Source organism: Pseudomonas benzenivorans (genome assembly GCF_024397895.1).
GTDB lineage: Bacteria > Pseudomonadota > Gammaproteobacteria > Pseudomonadales > Pseudomonadaceae > Aquipseudomonas > Aquipseudomonas benzenivorans_A.
Genome location: NZ_CP073346.1, coordinates 1,421,493 through 1,442,348 on the forward strand (window position 1 = coordinate 1,421,493; position 20,856 = coordinate 1,442,348).

At 65.6% G+C, this 20,856-nt stretch carries 16 protein-coding genes and 1 tRNA gene; 12 read left to right on the forward strand and 5 right to left on the reverse strand.

Annotation, left to right across the window (positions count from 1 at the left end):
• Positions 1–9 precede the first annotated feature (9 nt).
• A complete protein-coding gene (queA, locus tag KDW96_RS06725; protein WP_255839662.1) occupies positions 10–1,059 on the reverse strand; it encodes a tRNA preQ1(34) S-adenosylmethionine ribosyltransferase-isomerase QueA in 1,050 nt (349 codons plus the stop codon).
• 113 nt (positions 1,060–1,172) lie between these two features.
• On the opposite strand from queA, the gene KDW96_RS06730 reads away from it, so the two are divergent.
• The 3 genes from KDW96_RS06730 (at position 1,173) to KDW96_RS06740 (ending at position 2,413) form a co-directional block, all read left to right on the forward strand.
• A tRNA-Leu gene (locus KDW96_RS06730) sits at positions 1,173–1,257 on the forward strand.
• A gap of 336 nt (positions 1,258–1,593) precedes the next feature.
• On the forward strand, positions 1,594–1,806 hold the full coding sequence (locus KDW96_RS06735) for a cold-shock protein (RefSeq protein ID WP_208708635.1): 213 nt from the start codon (positions 1,594–1,596) through the stop codon (positions 1,804–1,806).
• 112 nt (positions 1,807–1,918) lie between these two features.
• A complete protein-coding gene (locus KDW96_RS06740; RefSeq protein WP_255839663.1) occupies positions 1,919–2,413 on the forward strand; it encodes an RDD family protein in 495 nt (164 codons plus the stop codon).
• Between the two features lie 51 nt (positions 2,414–2,464).
• Here the strand turns inward: KDW96_RS06740 and lptG are convergent, their stop codons facing one another.
• The gene (gene lptG, locus KDW96_RS06745; protein ID WP_255839665.1) at positions 2,465–3,526 is read right to left on the reverse strand and encodes an LPS export ABC transporter permease LptG; all 1,062 of its coding nucleotides are present in this window, start codon (positions 3,524–3,526) and stop codon (positions 2,465–2,467) included.
• Positions 3,519–4,640 carry an LPS export ABC transporter permease LptF gene (gene lptF, locus KDW96_RS06750; protein WP_255839666.1) on the reverse strand — a complete coding sequence of 374 codons (1,122 nt, stop codon included), beginning with the start codon at positions 4,638–4,640 and terminating at the stop codon, positions 3,519–3,521. The genes lptG and lptF overlap by 8 nt, the downstream gene beginning before the upstream one ends.
• A 143-nt stretch (positions 4,641–4,783) precedes the next feature.
• Between lptF and KDW96_RS06755 the strand changes: the two genes are divergently transcribed.
• From KDW96_RS06755 to rlmF, 8 genes are all read left to right on the forward strand, one after another.
• Complete coding sequence (locus KDW96_RS06755; RefSeq protein ID WP_255839667.1) at positions 4,784–6,274, forward strand: leucyl aminopeptidase; 1,491 nt, start codon at positions 4,784–4,786, stop codon at positions 6,272–6,274.
• A gap of 57 nt (positions 6,275–6,331) precedes the next feature.
• Positions 6,332–6,751 (forward strand): DNA polymerase III subunit chi, encoded by a 420-nt coding sequence (locus KDW96_RS06760; RefSeq protein WP_255839668.1) that lies wholly within the window; start codon positions 6,332–6,334, stop codon positions 6,749–6,751.
• A 9-nt stretch (positions 6,752–6,760) separates the two neighbouring features.
• The gene (locus KDW96_RS06765; RefSeq protein ID WP_255839669.1) at positions 6,761–7,195 is read left to right on the forward strand and encodes a DNA polymerase III subunit chi; all 435 of its coding nucleotides are present in this window, start codon (positions 6,761–6,763) and stop codon (positions 7,193–7,195) included.
• Positions 7,196–7,316: 121 nt separating this feature from the next.
• Positions 7,317–10,148, forward strand: coding sequence for a valine--tRNA ligase (locus tag KDW96_RS06770; RefSeq protein WP_255839670.1), 2,832 nt, complete (start codon positions 7,317–7,319; stop codon positions 10,146–10,148).
• A gap of 172 nt (positions 10,149–10,320) precedes the next feature.
• Positions 10,321–11,700: a sodium:proton antiporter NhaD gene (gene nhaD, locus KDW96_RS06775; RefSeq protein ID WP_255839671.1), complete on the forward strand. Its 1,380-nt coding sequence runs from the start codon at positions 10,321–10,323 to the stop codon at positions 11,698–11,700.
• Between the two features lie 59 nt (positions 11,701–11,759).
• Complete coding sequence (locus KDW96_RS06780) at positions 11,760–12,056, forward strand: winged helix-turn-helix domain-containing protein (RefSeq protein ID WP_255839672.1); 297 nt, start codon at positions 11,760–11,762, stop codon at positions 12,054–12,056.
• 13 nt (positions 12,057–12,069) lie between these two features.
• Positions 12,070–12,636, forward strand: coding sequence for a VTT domain-containing protein (locus tag KDW96_RS06785; RefSeq protein ID WP_255839673.1), 567 nt, complete (start codon positions 12,070–12,072; stop codon positions 12,634–12,636).
• A 57-nt stretch (positions 12,637–12,693) separates the two neighbouring features.
• Positions 12,694–13,686, forward strand: a complete 993-nt coding sequence (gene rlmF, locus KDW96_RS06790; RefSeq protein WP_255839674.1) for a 23S rRNA (adenine(1618)-N(6))-methyltransferase RlmF — start codon at positions 12,694–12,696, stop codon at positions 13,684–13,686.
• A 45-nt stretch (positions 13,687–13,731) separates the two neighbouring features.
• On the opposite strand, the gene KDW96_RS06795 is transcribed toward rlmF, so the two are convergent.
• Positions 13,732–14,157, reverse strand: coding sequence for a potassium channel family protein (locus KDW96_RS06795; RefSeq protein WP_255839675.1), 426 nt, complete (start codon positions 14,155–14,157; stop codon positions 13,732–13,734).
• A 396-nt stretch (positions 14,158–14,553) separates the two neighbouring features.
• Between KDW96_RS06795 and KDW96_RS06800 the strand changes: the two genes are divergently transcribed.
• Positions 14,554–17,184, forward strand: coding sequence for a putative bifunctional diguanylate cyclase/phosphodiesterase (locus KDW96_RS06800; protein ID WP_255839676.1), 2,631 nt, complete (start codon positions 14,554–14,556; stop codon positions 17,182–17,184).
• Between the two features lie 31 nt (positions 17,185–17,215).
• Here KDW96_RS06800 and KDW96_RS06805 read toward each other — a convergent pair whose 3' ends face one another.
• On the reverse strand, positions 17,216–20,635 hold the full coding sequence (locus KDW96_RS06805; RefSeq protein WP_255839677.1) for an AAA family ATPase: 3,420 nt from the start codon (positions 20,633–20,635) through the stop codon (positions 17,216–17,218).
• Positions 20,636–20,856: the final 221 nt, after the last annotated feature.

Genomic DNA, 20,856 nt, shown 5'->3' on the forward strand with positions numbered 1-20,856 from the left:
AGGTGCGCGTCATAGTGTTTCCTCGGGGCCCCGCGGTGCGGGATTGCGGGTGACGAACATGGCATCACCGTAACTGAAGAAGCGATAACCCTCGGCGACCGCACTCTGGTAGGCCGCCATGGTTTCCGGGTAACCGGCGAAGGCCGACACCAGCATCAGCAGGGTCGACTCCGGCAGGTGGAAGTTGGTGACCAGGGCGTCGACCACATGCAGCGGACGGCCCGGGTATATAAAGATGTCGGTGTCACCGCTGAATGCCCTGAGCACGCCGTCGCGCGCCGCGCTTTCCAGCGAACGCACGCTGGTGGTGCCGACCGCGATCACCCGCCCACCTCGGGCCCGGCAGGCGGCCACGGCATCCACCACGTCCTGGCCGACCTCCAGCCACTCGCTGTGCATGTGGTGATCCTCGACCCGCTCGACCCGCACCGGCTGGAAGGTGCCCGCACCCACGTGCAACGTGACGAAGGCGGTCTCGACCCCCTTCTCGGCGATCGCCGCGAGCATCGGCGCATCGAAGTGCAAGCCGGCCGTGGGGGCTGCCACCGCGCCAGCGCGCGCCGCATAGACGGTCTGATAGCGCTCGCGGTCGGCGGCCTCGTCCGGGCGGTCGATATAGGGCGGCAACGGCATATGGCCGATGCGCTCGAGCAGCGGCAGGACTTCCTCGCCGAAACGCAGCTCGAACAGCGCGTCGTGTCGCGCCAGCATCTGCGCCTCACCACCGCCCTCGAGCAGGATGGTCGAGCCCGGCTTGGGCGACTTGCTCGAGCGCACATGGGCCAGCACCCGATGGCTGTCCAGCACGCGCTCGACCAAGATTTCCAGCTTGCCGCCCGACGCCTTCTGGCCGAACAACCGCGCCGGAATCACCCGGGTATTGTTGAACACCATCAGGTCGCCGGGACGCAGGTATTCGAGCAGGTCGCCGAACTGACGATGGGCGAGCTGGCCGCTGGGGCCATCCAGCACCAGCAGGCGACTGGCGCGGCGCTCGGCCAGCGGGTGACGGGCGATCAGGGAATCGGGCAGTTCGAAATGGAAGTCGGCAACGCGCATGGCGGGAAAGGGGTCGTATTTCAGGGCGGCAAAGCTTACCGGAATTCCTGCAAACTGACCACGCAGGTGGATTGACCGAGGACAACGGCCTCCCTATACTGCGCCGCCATTGTGCCCCGGTGGCGGAACCGGTAGACGCGGCGGATTCAAAATCCGTTTTCGAAAGAAGTGGGAGTTCGAGTCTCCCCCGGGGCACCATAGTTTCAGTCGCTTCAGCCACCCAGAAGCGACATCAGGCAGTCGTCCGAACTGCCTTCCCAGCGCTCTCGATTTCCAGCCTGAACAACCTCCTCGATAGTCCGTGAAAGCCCTCGATCCGCCACGATTCTCGGGCCGCGCAGGGGTTGGCATTTGCCCAAAACTTAGCGTAGAGTGATTGAACTGTGTTTGCATGGGTCGCCGTGAATCGTGACCTGATGCAGTAGATCCTCTCGATCCGCTACATCCCGCTCGACTTCTATTACTCTTTGCAACCAGTCTCAGTCCTCTATTATTTAGGGGCTGTCATCAACTCTAGTTTCAAGGAAATAAGACATGTCGAATCGTCAGAACGGTACCGTCAAGTGGTTTAACGACGAGAAAGGTTTTGGTTTTATCACTCCAGAAAGCGGTCCGGATCTGTTCGTGCACTTCCGCGCGATCGAAGGCAACGGCTTCAAGAGCCTGAAAGAAGGCCAGAAAGTCAGCTTCGTTGCAGTGCAAGGTCAAAAAGGCATGCAGGCTGACCAGGTTCAAGTCCTGAGCTAAACCTGCCGCTTTGAAGAACCCCTGATGTCATCATCAGGGGTTTTTTTATGCCTAAAGGTAGGCAAAAACGCCTGCTTAAGACTTAACCGCACTATTACCCGACGAGCCCACCATGCCGAAACACCTGCTGCGCCCGCAGGGTGAATTTCCCGCCGCCGGCCTGACTCGCCGCCTCGCGGCCCTGTTCTACGACTTCCTGCTGTGCGTCGCCCTGCTGATCGTCGTGACCTTCATCTACAAACTGGTGCTTATGGGCTTCTATGGCGAAGCACAGCTCAAACAGCTGTCCGACGCCGGCGCCCTGGACGGCGACCCCTTGCTGTCGACCTTGCTGCTGCTCAGCCTGTTCGGCTTCTTCGCCAAGTTCTGGACCCACACTGGCCAGACCCTGGGCATGCAGGTGTGGGGGATCCGCATCCAGAACCCCGATGGCAGTGCGATCAGCCTGTGGCAGGCACTGCTGCGCTTTCTGGTCGCCATCGCCTCATGGCTAAGCTTGGGCCTGGGTTTTCTATGGATTCTGTGGGACAAGGAGAAACGCAGCTGGCACGACATCTATTCCGACAGCCGCACCGTGCAACTGCCAAAGAACATCCACAAGAAGTAAGCCTTAAGAAAAAAGCCGGCGATGTGCCGGCTTTTTTCATGTGGCGGCGCCTTAACCAGCGCGTCGCAGCAGCACCATACCCACCAGCGCGCAGATACCCGCGGGAATCACCACCGCGAGCAGCGGCGAAAAGCCGAACACCAGGCTGGACGGGCCGAGCAGATCCTGGGCGATGCTGAACACGAACCCCACCAGCACCCCGGTGAATACCCGCTGCCCCAGGGTGACGGAGCGCAGCGGGCCGAAGATGAAGGAAATGGCCAACAACACCAGGGCGGCGGTCACCAGTGGCTGCAGCACCTTGGTCCAGAAGGCCAGCCAATACTGACCGTTGTTCAGCCCCTGCTCGCCCAGGTACCGGATGTAGCGCCACAACCCCGTCACCGACAGCGCATCCGGCTCCAACACCACAGTGCCGAGCAGCTGTGGATTGAGCTCAACGTCCCAGCGCTCGGTCGGCGTCTTGATCACCTCGGTGCTGCGTTCACGGAAATGCGTGGTCGCCACCCGCTCCAGCTGCCAGTGATCGCCCTGGAACTGGGCCCGCCGTGCGAAGCTCGAAGACAGCAGATGACGCTGCTCGTCGAAGCGGTAGCGGGTCACGCCATACAGCACGCCATTGGGCTGCACGGCGTTGATATGCACGAACTCCTGCCCCTGGCGGTGCCACAGGCCGCGCTTGGCGCTCTGCGCCTCGCCGCCTCCCTGCGCCATGGCGCGATTGGCCTGAGCCTGGTTCTCGCTCCAGGGCGCCAGGTACTCGCCGATCAGGATGCCGACCAGCATCAGCACCAGCATGGGCTTCATCACCGCCCAGACGATCCGCCCGACCGATACGCCGGCGGCGCGCATGATGGTCAACTCGCTGTTGCTGGCCAGACTGCCGAGGCCGATCAAACAGCCGATCAGCGCCGCCATCGGCAACATTTCATAGACCCGCCGCGGCAGGGTCAGCAACACATACCAGGCGGCCTCGCCGAGGCTGTAGCCGCCCTCTACGTCGCCCAATTCGTCGATGAAGGCGAACAGCAACGACAGGCCGACGATGATCCCCAGCACGGACAGGATGGCGTAGAACACCTGAATGCCGATGTATTTATCCAGCCTAACCACGAGCCACCTCCCGCGCAGTACGACGCGCTGCCCACTTCAAACGCAGCGGCTCCCAGTAGAGCAACAGCAGACCGATCAGCACGAACACTGCGTGCACCCACCACAAGCCCAGCTCCTGGGGAATCTTGCCCTTGTCCAGGGCACCGCGTGCGGCGATCAGCAGCCCCAGATAAGCCATGTACAGGAGAATGGCCGGCAGCAGCTTGAGGAAGCGCCCCTGGCGCGGATTGACCCGCGACAGCGGCACGGCCAGCAGGGCAACGACGAACACCAGCAACGGGATCGACAAGCGCCACTGCAGTTCGGACTGCAGGCGCGGGTTGTCGCTGCCGATCAGCTCGCGGGTCGGCACCGCCTCGCGCTCGCTGATCTCGCCCCTCACCGAGGGCTTGGGCAGCAGCACACCGTAGGTATCGTATTGAATCGCCCGGTAGTCCGCCTGACCGGGATTGCCGTCGTAGCGGTAGCCGTTTTCCAGAATCAGGTAGCGACTGCCGTCGGCCTGCAACTCCTGGCGCCCGCTTTCGGCCACCAGCACGGTGATGCCACGCTCCTTGCCGCCCTCGCGGGAAAAGCGCTTCTCGGAAATGAAGATCCCTGCCAACTCGCCGCGGTCTTGGGACAGCTCCTGGGTATAGGTCACCCGCGAGCCGTCCTTCATCGCCTGAAAGCGCCCCGGCACCAGGGTGTCGAACTCGGTCAGGGCATCCTGCTCGTTGAGAATCCGCATCTGTTCGGCCACGCCCTGGGGCGCCAGCCCCAGGCTCAGCCATGCAACCAGCAGCGCCACCAGCAACGACGGCGCCAGGCTGTAGACCATCAGGCGCTGCTGACTCATGCCGGTGGCCGACAGCACGGTCATCTCGCTGTCCAGATAGAGCCGCCCATAGGCCAGCAGGATGCCGAGAAACAACCCCAGGGGCAGGATCAGCTGCAGGAAGCCGGGGAGACGGAAGCCCATGATCAGAAACAGCACCCCCGGGTCCAGCAGGCCTTGCGCTGCCTGCGCCAGATACTTGATGAAGCGGCCACTCATGATGATCACCAGCAGCACGGCACTCACCGCACTCAGGGTCACCAGAACCTCACGGGACAAATAACGGAAGACGATCAAACCAGACACTCCAGGGTTGTCAGGCTCAGGCGGCTACGATCAAACTAGCCGCACTGCATGCCGGCTCGCCCACGGACGAACCACTGAAAAAATAGCCGGCATTATCCTGCAATACCGACTTCTTGTCTTGGGGACACTACGCCATGGAACTTCTTGCCAAAAGCGCTCGCCCGGAAACCTTGAAAACCGCCACCCTGGTCATCGCCGTCGGCGAAGGCCGCAAGCTCGGTGAAACGGCGACCGCGGTCGACAACGCCTGCGCCGGCGCGATCAGTGCGCTGCTCAAGCGTGGCGACCTCGCCGGCAAGCTCGGCCAGACCCTGCTGGCGCACAACCTGCCAGGCCTCAAGGCCGAGCGCGTGCTGCTGGTCGGCAGCGGCAAGGACGCTGAACTCTCTGACCGTCAACTGCGCAAACTGATCGTCGCCGCCCACGCGATACTCAAGGGCCTGGGCGGCAGCGACGCCGTGCTGGCGCTGCAGGACCTGAGCGTCAAAGGCCGCGACGCCTATGGCAAGACCCGTCTAATGGTAGAGACCCTGGTCGACGGCGACTATCAGTTCGACCAGTTCAAGAGCCAGAAGGCCGAGCCGCGCGCCCTGAAGAAAGTCACCCTGAGCTGCGACAAGGCCAACCTGGCGGATGTCGAGCGCGCCACCCAGCATGCCCTGGCGATCGCCGCCGGCATGGCCTTCACCAAGGACCTGGGCAACCTGCCGCCAAACCTGTGCCACCCCAGCTACCTGGCCGAGGAGGCCAAATCCCTGGCCAAGGCGTACAAGAACCTCAAGGTCGAGGTTCTCGACGAGAAGAAGCTCAAGGAGCTCGGCGCCGGCGCCTTCCTCGCCGTGGCCCAGGGCAGCGAGCAGCCGCCGCGGATGATCGTGCTCAACTACCAGGGCGGCAAGAAGACCGACAAACCCTTCGCCCTGGTCGGCAAGGGCATCACCTTCGACACCGGCGGCATCAGCATCAAGCCGGCCGCGTCGATGGATGAAATGAAGTACGACATGTGCGGCGCCGCCAGCGTGTTCGGCACCCTGAAAGCCGTGCTCGAGCTGCAGCTGCCGATCAACCTGGTGTGCCTGCTGGCCTGCGCCGAGAACATGCCCAGCGGCCGCGCCACCCGCCCTGGCGACATCGTCACCAGCATGAGCGGGCAGACCGTGGAGATCCTCAACACCGACGCCGAAGGCCGCCTGGTGCTGTGCGACACCCTGACCTACGCCGAGCGCTTCAAGCCCCAGGCGGTGATCGACATCGCCACGCTGACCGGCGCCTGCATCGTCGCCCTGGGCAGCAACGCCTCCGGCCTGATGGGCAACAACGACGAGCTCGTCCAGCAACTCCTGAGCGCCGGCCAGAACGCCGACGACCGCGCCTGGCAGCTGCCGCTGTTCGACGAGTACCAGGAGCAGCTCGACAGCCCCTTTGCCGATATCGCCAACATCGGCGGGCCGAAGGCCGGCACCATCACCGCCGGCTGCTTCCTCTCGCGCTTCGCCAAGAAGTACCACTGGGCTCACCTGGACATCGCCGGTACCGCCTGGATCAGCGGCGGCAAGGACAAAGGCGCCACCGGCCGTCCGGTGCCCCTGCTGACCCAGTACCTGCTAGACCGCAGCCAGGCCTGACCCGCGCCGGGGCGAGCGTGCCCGCCCCGGCCACCGCCGCCCATCGTCGAAACCGCCATGCCCCGAATAGAGTTCTACGTCCTCTCCTCCGCCACCCCTGCTGACCGCCTGCGCGCCGCCTGCCAGCTGGCGATGAAGGCCTGGCGCGCCGGCCTGCCGGTATTCCTGCGCGCCGCCGATGCGGCGCAATGTGCCGAGCTCGATGAGCTGCTGTGGCGCTTCAAGGCGGAAACCTTCGTCCCTCACGACCTGCATCAGCATGATCCGCAGGCTCCGGTGGTCATCGGCCTGGATGAGCAACCGGCCACCGAGCAGGGTGTACTGATCAACCTCAACCCGAGCCTCTCGCCCTTCGTCGACCGCTTCAGCCGGGTCATCGAGATCGTCAATCAGGAACCGGACCTGCTGACCGCCTGCCGGGAGAATTACCGCAGTTACCGCCAGCGGGGCTATGATCCGAAACGAGTCGAGCTCTAGTTGCACGCCATGGACAAGCCAACGCCACCGAAAAAACCCACCCAACTGCTGAACGACCTCGAGTCGATCCGCGAACTCCTGGGTGACGAGGGCCTCGAGCCGCCGCTGCTGGTCGACGCCCTCGACCCGGATGTCATCCCGGTGCTTTCGGACATCGTCAGCGCGCCGCCGCTCCCGGTGCCGACGCCAGCGCCCAGCTATCGACCCAAGGCCGCTGCCGAACCGCTCGAGCCTGCCCCCCTCGCGGACCTGCGCGGCACCCTGGAGCAGACGCTGCAGCGCGACAGCGGCGCCGAACTGAAGCGCCTGGACAGCGAACTGCGCGCGGCTGCCCAGCTGATCCTGCAGGATGTCATCGACGACTTCGTGCCGCAGATCGAAGCCGAGCTGAAACGCCGCCTGGAAGCGCGCCTGACCCGCTTGCTGCCACCCCGCCGCAGCTGAATCGCCGGCGGCGCACCCGCCCCACCAGTCAGCTTCCCCGCGCGCGGCCTTACGCCCCCCACGCCTTCCCCGTTATACTTGCCGGCTTTTCCGATCAGCCGTCAAAAGGGTCCCGCCGCGCATGGACAAGACCTACCAGCCGCACGCCATTGAAACCGCCCTGTATGAGAACTGGGAGGCGAACAATTATTTCGCCCCACAGGGTTCGGGCGAGCCCTACACCATCATGATCCCGCCGCCGAACGTTACCGGCAGCCTGCACATGGGCCATGGCTTCAACAACGCGATCATGGATGCGCTGATCCGCTTCCGCCGCATGCAGGGCCGCAACACCCTGTGGCAGCCGGGCACCGACCATGCGGGCATCGCCACCCAGATGGTGGTCGAGCGCCAGCTGGCCGCCGACGGCATCGGCCGCCACGACCTGGGCCGCGAAAAATTCCTGGAGAAGGTCTGGGAATGGAAGGAGCAGTCCGGCGGCACCATCACCCGGCAGATCCGCCGCCTGGGCAGCTCGGTCGACTGGTCGCGCGAGCGCTTCACCATGGATGAGGGCCTGTCCGAGGCGGTCAAGGAAGCCTTCGTGCGCCTGCACCAGGACGGCCTGATCTACCGCGGCAAGCGCCTGGTCAACTGGGACACCAAGTTCCACACCGCCATCTCCGACCTGGAAGTGGAGAACCACGACGAGAAAGGCTCGCTGTGGAACCTGCGCTACCCGCTGGCCGATGGTCACAAGACCGCCGACGGCAAGGACTACCTGATCGTCGCCACCACCCGCCCGGAAACCATGCTCGGCGACGCCGCCGTGGCCGTGCATCCGGAAGACGAGCGCTACAAGGCGCTGATCGGCACCTATGTGGAGCTGCCCCTGGTCGGCCGGCGCATTCCGATCATCGCCGACGACTATTGCGATCCCGAGTTCGGCACCGGCTGCGTGAAGATCACCCCGGCCCACGACTTCAATGACTATGAAGTGGGCAAGCGCCACAACCTGCCGCTGATCAACATCTTCGACAAGAACGCCGCGGTACTGGCCACCGCCCAGGTGTTCAACATCGACGGCAGCGTCAACGCCGAAGTGGATGGCAGCCTGCCGGCCGAGTACGCCGGCCTGGACCGCTTCATCGCGCGCAAGCAGATCGTTGCTGCATTTGAAGCCGCCGGCCTGCTGGAGAAAATCGACGAGCATGCGTTGAAGGTGCCGAAAGGCGACCGCTCCGGCACCATCATCGAGCCGTGGCTGACCGACCAGTGGTACGTCAGCACCAAGCCGCTGGCCGAGAAAGCCATCGCCGTGGTGGAAAGCGGCGAGATCCAGTTCGTGCCCAAGCAGTACGAGAACATGTACTTCAGCTGGATGCGTGACATCCAGGACTGGTGCATCAGCCGCCAGCTGTGGTGGGGCCACCGCATCCCGGCCTGGTACGACGACGCCGGCAACGTCTATGTCGGCCGTGACGAGGCGGAAGTGCGCGCCACCCACAACCTCGGCGACGCCAACCTGCGCCAGGACGAGGACGTGCTGGACACCTGGTTCAGCTCCGGCCTGTGGACCTTCTCCACCCTCGGCTGGCCGCAGCAGACCGACTACCTGAAGACCTTCCACCCCACCGACGTGCTGGTCACCGGCTTCGACATCATCTTCTTCTGGGTCGCCCGGATGATCATGCTGTCGACCCACCTGACCGGACAGATCCCGTTCAAGACCGTGTATGTGCACGGCCTGGTTCGCGACAGCCTTGGCCAGAAGATGTCCAAGTCCAAGGGCAACGTGCTCGACCCGCTGGACATCGTCGATGGCATCAGCCTCGACGCCCTGCTGGAGAAGCGCACCAGCGGCATGATGCAGCCCAAGCTGGCGGAGAAGATCGCCAAGCAGACCCGCGCCGAGTTCCCCGAGGGTATCGCCGCCTACGGCACCGACGCCCTGCGCTTCACCAACCTGGCGCTGGCCTCCACCGGCCGCGACATCAAGTTCGACATGGGCCGGGTCGAGGGTTACCGCAATTTCTGCAACAAGATCTGGAACGCCGCCAACTTCGTCCTGGAGAACACCGACGGCCAGGACTGTGGCGTCAACGGCGAGGAGGTCGAGCTGTCCTCGGTCGATCGCTGGATCATCTCCGCCCTGCAGCGCACCGAAGCCGAAGTGACCCGCCAGCTCGACGCGTTCCGCTTCGACCTGGCGGCGCAAGCGCTGTACGAGTTCATCTGGGACGAGTACTGCGCCTGGTACCTGGAGCTGGTCAAGCCGGTGCTGTGGGACGAGAACGCACCGCTCGAGCGCCAGCGCGGCACCCGCCGCACGCTGATCCGGGTGCTGGAAGTGGCGCTGCGCCTGGCCCACCCGTTCATGCCGTTCATCACCGAAGAGATCTGGCAGCGGATCAAGGCGCAGGCCGGCAAGGACGGCGCCACCCTGATGCTGCAGGCCTGGCCGGTGGCCAATGAAAGCCGCATCGACGCCGCCGCCGAAGGCGACATCGAGTGGGTCAAGCAGCTGATGCTGGGCCTGCGGCAGATCCGTGGCGAGATGAAGATCTCCATGGCCAAGCGCATCGACATCATCCTGCAGAACGCCAGCGACGAAGACCAGCGTCGCCTGGCCGACAACCTGCCGCTGCTGAACAAGCTGGCCAAGCTCGAATCGGTACGGGTGCTTGCGGCCGGCGAAGAAGCGCCGATGTCCGCCACCGCCCTGGTCGGCGACATGCAGGTGCTGGTGCCGATGGCCGGGCTGATCGACAAGGATGCCGAACTGGCGCGCCTGGACAAGGAAATCGCCCGTCTGGACGGCGAGGTCAAGCGGGTCGGCGGCAAGCTCGCCAATGAGGGCTTCGTCGCCAAGGCACCGGCCGAGGTGCTCGACAAGGAGCGCGCCAAGCTGGCCGAGGCGGAACAGGCCCTGGGCAAGCTGGTCGACCAGCGCGCCCGCATCGCCAGCCTCTAAGGCAACCCAAAGGCCCGCTTCGTGCGGGCCTTTTTGCATCTGTGGCCGAGCCTAGAGGTTCGCCACAGGGCACCCACGGCGGCGCAAGCCTTTCCATAACCCCCGTGGTTGAGGCATGCTCCCCGCCGCTTTCAGACCCGAATAACAACAACCTGCTGACGGGAACCCACCTATGTACGCCCTCATGGCCCTGATATTCATACTCGGCTACCTGTGTATCGCCCTCGAGCACCCGCTGAAGATCGACAAGGCCGCCTCGGCCCTGCTGACCGCCGTAATGGCTTGGACCGTGCTGGTGCTCGGCGCCGAAAGCATCACCCCCCTGATTGCCGCCGCCCTGGAGCATGGCAGTAGCGACAGTGCTCACTATGCAGTGAGCGAACTGCGCCATCACCTCGGCGAGATCTCGGAAATCCTGTTCTTCCTGATGGGGGCCATGACCATTGTCGAACTGATCGACGCCCACGAAGGTTTCAAGGTCATCACCGACCGCATCCGCACCACCAAGCGCGTACACCTGCTCTGGCTGGTCGGGCTGATCACCTTCTTCCTGTCCGCCGCGCTGGACAACCTGGCCACCACCATCGTCATGATCTCCTTGCTGCGCAAGCTGATCGCCGACCAGCACGAACGCTGGTTCTACGCCGGCATCGTGGTGATCGCCGCCAACGCCGGCGGCGCCTGGTCGCCGATCGGCGACGTCACCACCACCATGCTGTGGATCGGCCACCAGATCACCGCCAGCGGTATCGTAGTCAAGTTGATCGTGCCGAGCCTGGTGTGCCTGCTGGTCCCGTTGATCATCATGAGCTTCGTACTCAAGGGCGATATCAAGTCGCCCAAGCTCAAGGAAAGCCTCGAAAGCCGCCGCGACCCCACCACCCCCTTCGAACGCAATCTGGTGTTCTGCCTGGGCCTGGCTGCCCTGGTCTTCGTCCCGGTGTTCAAGACCGTCACCGGACTGCCGCCTTACATGGGCATACTCTTCGGACTGGGTATCCTCTGGATCACCACCGAAATCATCCACCGCAGCAAGAACAGCGAGGATAAAGACCCCCTCTCGGTGGTCGGCGTACTGCGCCGCGTAGACGTACCCAGCGTACTGTTCTTCCTCGGCATCCTGCTGGCGGTCTCCAGCCTGTCGACCGCAGGCCACCTGCTCGAGGTGGCCACCTACCTCAAGGACAGCCTGGGCAACATCTACAGCATCGCCATTTCCATCGGCCTGCTCTCGGCCCTCGTGGATAACGTGCCAATGGTCGCCGGCGCCATGAAGATGTACCCGCTGGTCAGCCCGCAGGCCCTGGCAGAGGCCGCGGCCGCTGACGTGCCGTGGCTGAGCAATTTCGTGGTCAACGGCAACTTCTGGGAGATGCTCGCCTACTGCGCCGGCACCGGCGGCAGCTGCCTGATCATCGGCTCGGCAGCCGGCGTAGCCGCCATGGGCATGGAGAAAATCAACTTTCTCTGGTACCTCAAGTACATTACCGGTCTGGCCTTTGCCGGTTATATCGCCGGCGCGATGACCTATATGGCCATCTTCGCCCTCTAGCTCAGGCGCGCCAACGGGTGCCTCACCAGGCACCCGTTGCCTTTCTCAAGGTGCATGCCATGGAAATCAGCAAAACCCGTAGCAGTTTCTACCGTCGCATCTACGTGGCCTGGCTGATCGACAGCGGCAGCGCGACCAGCGTGCCGGCGTTGATGGCGGCCACCGGCATGCCACGGCGCACCGCCCAGGACACCCTGACGGCGCTGGCCGACCTGGATATTAACTGCGAGTTCGTTCAGCAGCAGGGCGAGCGCAACAACGCCGGCCACTACGTGATACGCGACTGGGGCCCCATCGATCCGCAGTGGATCGCCAGCCACCTGGGGCGGATCAAGTCCATACTCGGGTATCCCTGAACCGGAGAGCGACATGCGCGGCTCTCTTCGTCTGCTGCTGGTGCTGCTGTTTCTCGTCGGCCTGTATGGGGCGTTCGAGGCCATGGGCCTGCGCGCCCGGTTCAACCTGCAGATGCTCCAGGAGCTGATCCTGATGCACCAGGTGATCGGCCTGCTGCTGTTCAGCCTGCTGTTCGCCCTGGGCAACCTGACCCAGATTCCCGGCTGGCTGTTCCTCGCCGCCGCAGTGCTGGCGCTGCGTCGGGTCCACGGGGGACTGGCCACCTACCTGGCTGCCAGCTTTTCCTGCGTATTCACCTTTTTCATCATCCGCCTGCTCGGCGGCAATGCCCTGCGCAAGCTCGACAGTCCCCTGGCCCAGCGTCTGCTGGCGCAACTCGACCGCCGTCCACTGGCCAGCATCGTCGCCCTGCGCATGCTGTTCCAGACCGTGCCGGCGCTCAACTACAGCCTCGCCCTGTCCGGGGTGCGCTTTCGCCACTACCTGCTCGGCACCCTGCTGGGGCTGCCGCTGCCGATTGCCCTGTATTGCCTGTTCTTCGATTACCTGGCGATGTGGCTGAATATCGCCCAGAGCTAGCCAGGGCCGCCCCATTGTGAATAATGCCCGGTCCTGCACTCGCCCAAGCGGACTGCCATGCCTCGCCGACCCTCGCGCCCCACACCGTCCCAGCCCGCCGCCCAGGCCGACAAGGGCCAGCTGCACCCGCGCAACCGCCACCAGGGCCGCTACGACTTCCCGGCGCTGATCGAGGCCAGTCCGGAATTGGCCGCCTTCGTCATTCTCAACCCCTATGGCAAGCAGAGCATCGACTTCGCCAACCCGGAGGCGGTGAAGGTGTTCAACCGCGCCCTGCTCAAGCAGTTCTACGGCATAGCGCACTGGGATATCCCGGCGGACTACCTGTGCCCGCCGATCCCCGGCCGCGCCGACTACCTGCACTACCTGGCCGACCTGCTGGCCGAGGGCAACGGCGGCGAGATTCCCCGCGGCGCCCGGGTCCACGCCATGGACATCGGCGTCGGCGCCAACTGCATCTACCCGCTACTGGGTCATCACGAATACGGCTGGCGCTTCCTCGGCGCCGACATCGCCGCCAGCGCCATCGCCTCGGCCCGGGCCATCGTGCAGAGCAACCCCGGCCTGAGCGAAGCCATCGAACTGCGCCAGCAGGATCACGCCGAGCACATCTTCCAGGGCCTGCTGCAGGCCGACGAGCGTTTCGACCTGAGCCTGTGCAACCCGCCCTTCCACGCCTCGGCGGCCGAAGCGGCCAGCGGCAGCAAGCGCAAATGGCGCAACCTGGGCAAGCTCGATCCCAAGCGCAAACTGCCGGTGCTCAACTTCGGCGGCCAGGCCGCCGAACTCTGGTGCCAGGGCGGCGAGGCGGCCTTTATCGGCCGGCTGATCCGCGAAAGCGCGCAGCACCCGGAGCAGGTGCTGTGGTTCAGCAGCCTGGTGTCCAAGGCCAGCAACCTGCCCGGCGTCCATGCTGCCCTGCAGAAGGCCGGCGCCCGCGACGTGCGCACCGTGGAAATGGCCCAGGGCCAGAAGCAGAGCCGCTTCGTCGCCTGGACCTTCCTCGACCCGCAGCAGCGGCAGGCCTGGCGCCAGGCGCGCTGGCAATAGCCCCTGACCGCGGCGTACGCGTCGAGTACGACGCGCACTGGACGCCTAGCTCGAGCGCCAGAAACGCTGCATCTCGACGAACAGGAAAGACGCGGTCCAGGTGATCAGCACCAGCCCGGTCAGGGCCTCGATACCGGTCAGGAAGCGCAGCTCACCCAGCGGCTCGATGTCGCCGAAGCCCAGGGTGGTGAAAGTGGTGAAGGAGAAATACACACAATCCATCAGGCTGCCGTCGAAGTTGCCCGCCAGGCGCCCCCAGCCCTCGGCGTCATGCATGAGGAAATAGGCAAAGGCGAAGATCCACACCTCGACCGCGTGGGCCAGCAGCGCGCCGCAGACCCCCAGCACAATGCGGAAGCGGTGACGGACCCGTAGTTTCGGCAACAGTACTGTCAGTCGAAAGAGGAATTCGTAGTGGATGACCACGGCACCGATCACCACCAGGCTGTTGACTAGAAATAGGCTGATCACAGGGGCCCCGACCTCCATGGAAATGACAGCTGCGCCGGCCCGCACCGACCACGCCTCAAACCAGCAGTATGCCGGTGCCGCAACCACCCGGCCACGCAAATGCCTCGATATATCGGCCGGTGCTGGAGATCGACCCGAAGCCCGTCAACCCGCGCCCAGCGGCTAGCTAGAATGCACAAGCGGCGCAGCGCGCCGGCCAAGTCCGCGCACGATTCGCTCAGGCCTGCGGCATCGACGCATCAGCGCGCGCCTCATCGCTGGGCAGGCACCTGGCAGCTACGCTATAAGTTCCCGTGCCACCGGCACGTCCAGAATGGCCGAGCCGGCTACAAAGCGGACCGCTGCATAAATCAAATCACCAATACGCAGTCTCAGGTGTAGGGAGTGGCTGGAGCCATGAGCAGTGACCCCGCTCGCAGCAAAGCAAGGCCCAAGACGAGGCGTCGGCTTCGCGAGTGGCGCGGACACTCGATCACCGCCGGTTTCGTCCTGCTATGGCTGATCGGCTCGCTGGCCATCTATCGCGACGCCCGGCAGATGATCGTCGACACCGAAGCCAAGATCCGCAAGGAAATGAGCCTCGAGACCCGGGCCATGGCGCAAACGCTGGCCGGGATGCTCGAGCGCACCTACCTCACCATCAGGACCGTCTCGCTCTTGCCGGCGGTGCGCGCCGCCGTGCCGCACAACCGCGCCAACACCGACGAAGACGTGGTCGAACAGGGCTACTTCAGCGACCGCGACACCACCATCATCCAGCAGCTGTACAACCACATCGCCGCCGACATCGACGTCTCGGAAATCTATCTGGTGTACGACGGCTTCGATCCCGAGCAGGGCCAGGTGCCCTTCCTGATGTTCGACGAAGTGCTGCTCGAGCGCATCGGTCTGGCCAAGGAGGCGGAGCCGACCCATGACGCCGACGAGCCCGAGGAATACGAGGCTGCCGAATATATGGAGTACGTCCAGCAGCTGGACCACCTGCGCCGCCACGCGCCACTGCTGCCTGTGGAGGCGCCCAATGGCATCGCCGCGGTTACCTCGGCGCTGCTGCGTACCTGCGACAACTCCCAGTACACCTCGCTGGCCAACGGCGACGAGCGCGACAGTCACGGTCTGCTGCTGTCCGTGCCGGTCTATGACCTGTCCAGCAAGCAGTTCAAGGGGCTGGTCACCGCCGTGCTGCGCGCCAACGTGCTGGAAGCCGCGCTGCTGGGCTGGCCGCGTCTGCCCATCACCGAACTGGACAAGCGGCTCCTGGCCCAGCGTCACACCGACCTGAGCACCGCGCCCGCCGAGTACGTGCTGGAAAACCGCGAAACCGGCGACCGCATCATGGACCGGCGCAGCGCCAGCCTGCCACGCTTTCTCGGCGGCCTGGAGCAGCCGGCGATTCATCTGGAACAGACGCTCGAGCTGCCCTACTCCTCGGCCTGGCACCTGCACCGCTACAAGTCGACGGCCCACCTCGACAGCGCCATCGCCCCGATCCAGCGCGACATGTGGCAGCGCCTCGGCCTGCTCAGCCTGCTGCTGGCCGGACTCGGCCTGGCGGTGGAGCGGGTCTTCGCGGTGCAGCGCAAGTCGACTCGCACGCTCACCCGCATGGCCAACTACGACGCCCTGACCGGCCTGCCCAACCGCCGCCTGGTGGCCGAGCACCTGTCGCACGCCCTCGATCGGCAGCAGCCCGGGAACAGCCAGTACGGCGTGCTGATGATCGACCTGGACGACTTCAAGGAAGTCAACGACACCCTCGGCCACCAGATCGGTGACCGACTGCTGATCGAGGTATCGCAGCGCTTCGTGCACAGCCTGCGCACCTCGGATCAGCTGTTCCAGCTGCACAACGAGGCCGCGCCGGCCGATGAGCACAGCGCCATGGTCGGTCGCCTGGGCGGTGACGAATTCCTCGTACTGCTACCCAACCAACCTGGCCTCGAGCAGATACTGGGCATCGCCGAACGCCTGCAGGCCAGCCTGCTCGAGCCCATCGACCTGGGCCAGGACCAGGTCTACGTACACGCCAGCATCGGCATCGCGGTCCATCCAGAGCATGGCAGCGACGGTCCGCTGCTACTGCGCAGCGCCGATACCGCCATGTACCTGGCCAAGCGCCAGGGACGCGGACAGACGGTGGTGTTCCAGCAGGACCTCGACGAGAAGTCGCGGCAGCGCCTGCAGTTGCTCACCGACCTGCACTCGGCCCTGACCCAGAAGCAGTTCGTCCTGCACTACCAGCCCGAACTGAACCTGGCCAGCGGCCGGATCGATTGCGTCGAGGCGCTGATCCGCTGGCAGCACCCGACCCTGGGCCTGATCTATCCGGCAGACTTCATCACCCTGCTGGAGCAATCGGCGCTGATTCTCGAGGTCGGCCAATGGGTTCTGGAGACCGCCTGCCGTCAGCTCAAGGCCTGGCAGGACGCCGGCTCGGGGATCGAACACATGTGCGTCAACGTATCGCTCAGACAATTGACCCAGCCGGGCTTTGCCGAAACCCTACAAAGCACCATCCGCCGGGCTGGCATCTCGCCTGGAAACTTGAGCCTGGAGCTGACCGAGTCGATGCTGATGCAGCATCCGGAGGCGAACATCCGCCTGCTGCACGAGCTGCGCAAGACCGGCGTGAAGATAGCCCTGGACGATTTCGGCACCGGCTACTCATCGTTCAGCTACCTGCGCCAACTGCCGCTGGACGTGCTCAAGATCGATCGCAGCTTCGTCATCGACACCGCCACCGAACAGGGCCAGGCCATCTGCCAGACGCTGGCGGCGCTGGCGCAACGCCTGGGCCTCAAGGTCATCGCCGAGGGAGTGGAGACGACCGAGCAGTTCTTCAACATGAGCGAGGTCGGCAGCGACTGGATGCAGGGATACCTGATCTCCCGGCCTCTGGCAGCGGAGCGGACCGAGCAGTTAGCCCGGTCCTTCGACTGGCAGGCGTTCAAGACCGACAACGGCCTGCACGGCCACAGTCCCGACTGGGCGCCCCGTCACCCGAGCAGCGCCACGCAGCCGTCATAGCTAATGACTGCGGCCGGCCGCCGGCGCCCAATTAGCAGGCAAAGCGGCAATCCAGGCCGCTGTAGCCCATGCCGATGCCCTTGTGCACCTTCAGCTGCACCGGGATGCGTTCCTTGAGCGCCTCGACATGGCTGATCACCCCGATCATCTTGCCGCTGGCATTGAGGCTGTCGAGGGCATCCAGGGCTACCTCCAGGGTTTCGCCGTCGAGGGTGCCGAAGCCTTCGTCGAGAAACAGCGAGTCGATGCTGGTCTTGTGGCTGACCAGATCGGACAGCGCCAGGGCCAGGGCCAGGCTGACCAGGAAGCTCTCGCCGCCGGACAGCGTCCGGGTGTCGCGGGCCACATCCGCCTGCCAGGTGTCGATCACCTGCAGCTCCAGCTCGCCGCCGTCCTTGCGCGCCAGCTGGTAGCGGCCATGCAGGCGCTCGAGCTGCCGGTTGGCCAGGTAGACCAGATGATCGAGGGTCAGGCCCTGGGCGAACTTGCGGTACTTGGCGCCGTCGGCCGAGCCGATCAGGCTGTTGAGCTGCTGCCACAGGTCGTAGTCGGCCTGCTGGGCGTCGATCGCCGCGAACAGCGCCTGCTGATTCAGCCGCCGCGCGGCATCGCCCTGCAGCAGCGCACGGATTTCGCCCTGGCGTTGGCTCAGACCCTTGAGTTGCCCGCTGACCTCCAGCAGGCGCGCCTCCAGCTGTTCCCGCGGCCTTGTGTGCTCGGCACCGGCTTGCTGCTCGGCCAGTCGCTGCATGGCCGCCTGGGCCAAGGCCTGGGCCTCGTTCAGCGCACGCTGCAGGCGCGCGTGCAGCTCGCGCAATGCGCGGCGCTGCGACTCGTCCAGCACGGCCGCGAGGAAGGCCGCTTCGTCGCCAAACGGACTGGCCTGCAGCGCCGCCTGCCAGGCGTCGGCGGCCGCCTCCTGGGCCTGGCGCTCGACCGCGAGGCGCCGCTGCAGCGACTGGGCGCCGCCCTGCAGCTGGAGATGACGCTGCTGCGCCTGTTCCCACTCGCCTTGTAGCCGCTGCACCTCGGCCTGCGGATCGGCCGCCGGCGCCAGCGGTGCGAGTGCTGCGCGTTGCTGCTCGCGCCAACGCTGCTGCCACAGCTCGGCCAGCTCCTGCCCGCGGGTCAGCCGGTGGCGTTGCTCGCCCTGCTCCTGGGTCAGTTCGCGCAGGCGCTGCTGATCCTGCTGCCAGGTCTGCCACTCCTGCTCCCGCGCCTGAAGCCAGGCGACGCCCTCTTCCGGCAGCGCATAACCCAGCTCGGCCAGGCTCTCGCCCAGGCGCTGGCGCTCTGTTTCCAAAGCGGCGCCCAGCTGCTCCAGTCGCGTGCCGCCGGCCTCCGATGTCTGCTGCAGGTTGAGCCGATCCTTTTCCAGCATGGCCAGGCGATTGCCGCAGGCGGCCAATTCCTGGTCGCGCCGCTGCAGCTCATCGCCCGTCTGCTGCAGCGTGCCCTTGCAGCCATCGAGCTGATCGAGACGCGCCTGCAGGGCGGCCTGGCGCGCGGCGCTGCGTTGTAGCGCGGCGGCAAGCGCCGTTTCATCGTCCGCCGACAGCTGCGCTTGCCGGCATCCCTGCTGCCAGCGTTCCTCGGCCTGCCGCATCTCCTCCCGGCAGCGCTCGCGGTTCTGCCGGGCCTGCTCGATCTGCGCCTCGACCCGGGCCAACTGGCGGTTCAGCTCGTCACCCTGGCCATGCACCTGCTCCAGCGCCTGCCGCTTCTCCTGCAGCGCCTGCGCGGTGGCCGACAGGTCCAGCGCCTGGTACTCGGCAATCGCCGGGTGCTCGCGGGCGCCGCACAACGGGCAGGCTTCGCCCGGCTGCAAGGCGGCGCGGTAATGCTCGAGCTGCTCGATGCGCCGCTCCTGTTCGAGGAGTTTCTGCTTGTCCTCGATCTGCTGGCGCAGTTCGCCGAAGCGCCTGCGCAACTCATCCCGCTTTGCCCCCAGCCGGGTCCGTTCGGCCTGCTGCTGCGCCAGCTGCGGCTCGAGCGCGGCGAGCTGCGCGGCCAGCTGCCGACGCTCCCCGGTCAGCTGCTCAAGGCGCTCCAGCTGACGCCCCTGCTCGAGCAGCTGCTGCCATTGCCCGCGCAGGGCGGCGTCGTCCTGGCCATCCAGCAGCCCATGCAGCTGCGCCTGCTGGCTGGCATGGGCCTGTTGCGCCTGGTTTCGCGCCGCCTGCGCAGCCTGGAGCGTGGCCTGCTGCTGGCGCAGCGCCTGCGCCAGCTCGTCGAGCTGTCGACTCAGCTGCTGCTGGCTGGCCTGCAGCTCGCGCGTATCCGCTCGCCCCTTGTCCAGCGCGGCGAACTGCCCACGCCAGGTTCCGAGACATTCGCCCAACCGAGCCCGCAGCGGGTGTGCGGCCAGGCGCTGCGACAGCTCGGTCTGGCGCTCGACCAGTTGCTGCAACGCCTGCTGCTGCGCCTGCAACGCCTGCTGGCTCCGCTGCTCGCCGCGCCAGGCCGACTCGCACAGATGCTCGGCCATCTCCCGCAGCCCCTGCTCGGCCAGCTGCAGCTCGGCCTGGCTGCCCTGCAACTGCTGACGGGCGCGCTGCCACTCGCGATAGGCCGGCTGCAGCTCGGTCGCCGGCTCGCTGGCGGCCAGCCGCGCCAGTTGCGGCGCAGCCGCCTGCCACGCGGCCTGGGCCTGCTGCTCGGCCTGCGCGGCCGTCTGTTGCTGGGCTTGCGCCTTGGTCAGGTCCTCGTACCAGCGCAGCTGGCGTTGCAGCTCGACCTGCTCGGCGCCCAGGTGCCCCTCATCGGCGCCGAGGCGCTCGGCCTCGGCCTGGAGTTCGTCGCGCTGCTCGTCGCCGAGCAGCTCCACGCCCTCGGCCCGGGCGCGCAGCTGATCCAGGGCCGCCTTGACCTCGCGGGTCTGCTCGAACACCCGCTGGGAGATCTGCCCGTAGATGTCGGTGCCGGTCAGCTCCTCCAGCAGCTCGGCGCGCTGGTTGGCATTGGCCTCCAGGAACGCGGCAAAGCCGCCCTGGGCCAGCAGCATGGACTTGGTGAAGCGCTCGAAATCCAGACCGGTAAGGCGCTCGGTCTCGCGCAGCTTCTCGCCCACCTTGTCGGTGAGAATCTGCCCGTCGGCCGCGGCCAGCTCCACCTTGGGCGCCTGCAGCGCGCCGTCGACCTTGTCGCGGGCCCGGCGCTGGCTCCAGAACGCGCGGTAGCCGACGCCCTTGACCTCGAACTCGACCTCGGCCAGGCAGTCGGCGGTGTGCCGGGTCATCAGCTCGTTGCCGCTGGCCGACAGCGTGCTCATGCGCGGGGTGCGGTGGTACAGGGCCAGGCAGATGGCATCGAGCAAGGTGGTCTTGCCGGCACCGGTCGGCCCGGTGATGGCGAACAGGCCGTTGCCGGCGAAGGGTTCGGTGGTGAAATCCACCTTCCACTCACCCTTGAGCGAATTGAGGTTCTTCAGGCGCAGGCTGAGGATTTTCATGTCAGGGTCGGGGAACGTCGGAAAACGGCCATTCTGCCATCGATGGGGGACTGGCGCAGACGCTTCATGCACGGATTCAGGCGAGTCCTGCAGCGGAACAAGGCCGATAACAAGTGTGATCTTCGCGATCGTTTGAACGCTTCGCCCCCGCTGTGCGAACTACAGAATGGCCAGGGCATGACTGCCCACAACAGGCCGGATATACGAATGCAACCGCACTG

Coding starts and splice junctions, on each gene's coding strand:
- KDW96_RS06765 (WP_255839669.1), top strand. CDS start 6,761: ATGGACAAGCCAACGCCACCGAAAAAACCCACCCAACTGCTGAACGAC.
- KDW96_RS06780 (WP_255839672.1), top strand. CDS start 11,760: ATGGAAATCAGCAAAACCCGTAGCAGTTTCTACCGTCGCATCTACGTG.
- KDW96_RS06785 (WP_255839673.1), top strand. CDS start 12,070: ATGCGCGGCTCTCTTCGTCTGCTGCTGGTGCTGCTGTTTCTCGTCGGC.
- nhaD (WP_255839671.1), top strand. CDS start 10,321: ATGTACGCCCTCATGGCCCTGATATTCATACTCGGCTACCTGTGTATC.
- KDW96_RS06800 (WP_255839676.1), top strand. CDS start 14,554: ATGAGCAGTGACCCCGCTCGCAGCAAAGCAAGGCCCAAGACGAGGCGT.
- KDW96_RS06760 (WP_255839668.1), top strand. CDS start 6,332: ATGCCCCGAATAGAGTTCTACGTCCTCTCCTCCGCCACCCCTGCTGAC.
- queA (WP_255839662.1), bottom strand. CDS start 1,059: ATGCGCGTTGCCGACTTCCATTTCGAACTGCCCGATTCCCTGATCGCC.
- KDW96_RS06755 (WP_255839667.1), top strand. CDS start 4,784: ATGGAACTTCTTGCCAAAAGCGCTCGCCCGGAAACCTTGAAAACCGCC.
- KDW96_RS06740 (WP_255839663.1), top strand. CDS start 1,919: ATGCCGAAACACCTGCTGCGCCCGCAGGGTGAATTTCCCGCCGCCGGC.
- KDW96_RS06770 (WP_255839670.1), top strand. CDS start 7,317: ATGGACAAGACCTACCAGCCGCACGCCATTGAAACCGCCCTGTATGAG.
- KDW96_RS06735 (WP_208708635.1), top strand. CDS start 1,594: ATGTCGAATCGTCAGAACGGTACCGTCAAGTGGTTTAACGACGAGAAA.
- rlmF (WP_255839674.1), top strand. CDS start 12,694: ATGCCTCGCCGACCCTCGCGCCCCACACCGTCCCAGCCCGCCGCCCAG.
- KDW96_RS06805 (WP_255839677.1), bottom strand. CDS start 20,635: ATGAAAATCCTCAGCCTGCGCCTGAAGAACCTCAATTCGCTCAAGGGT.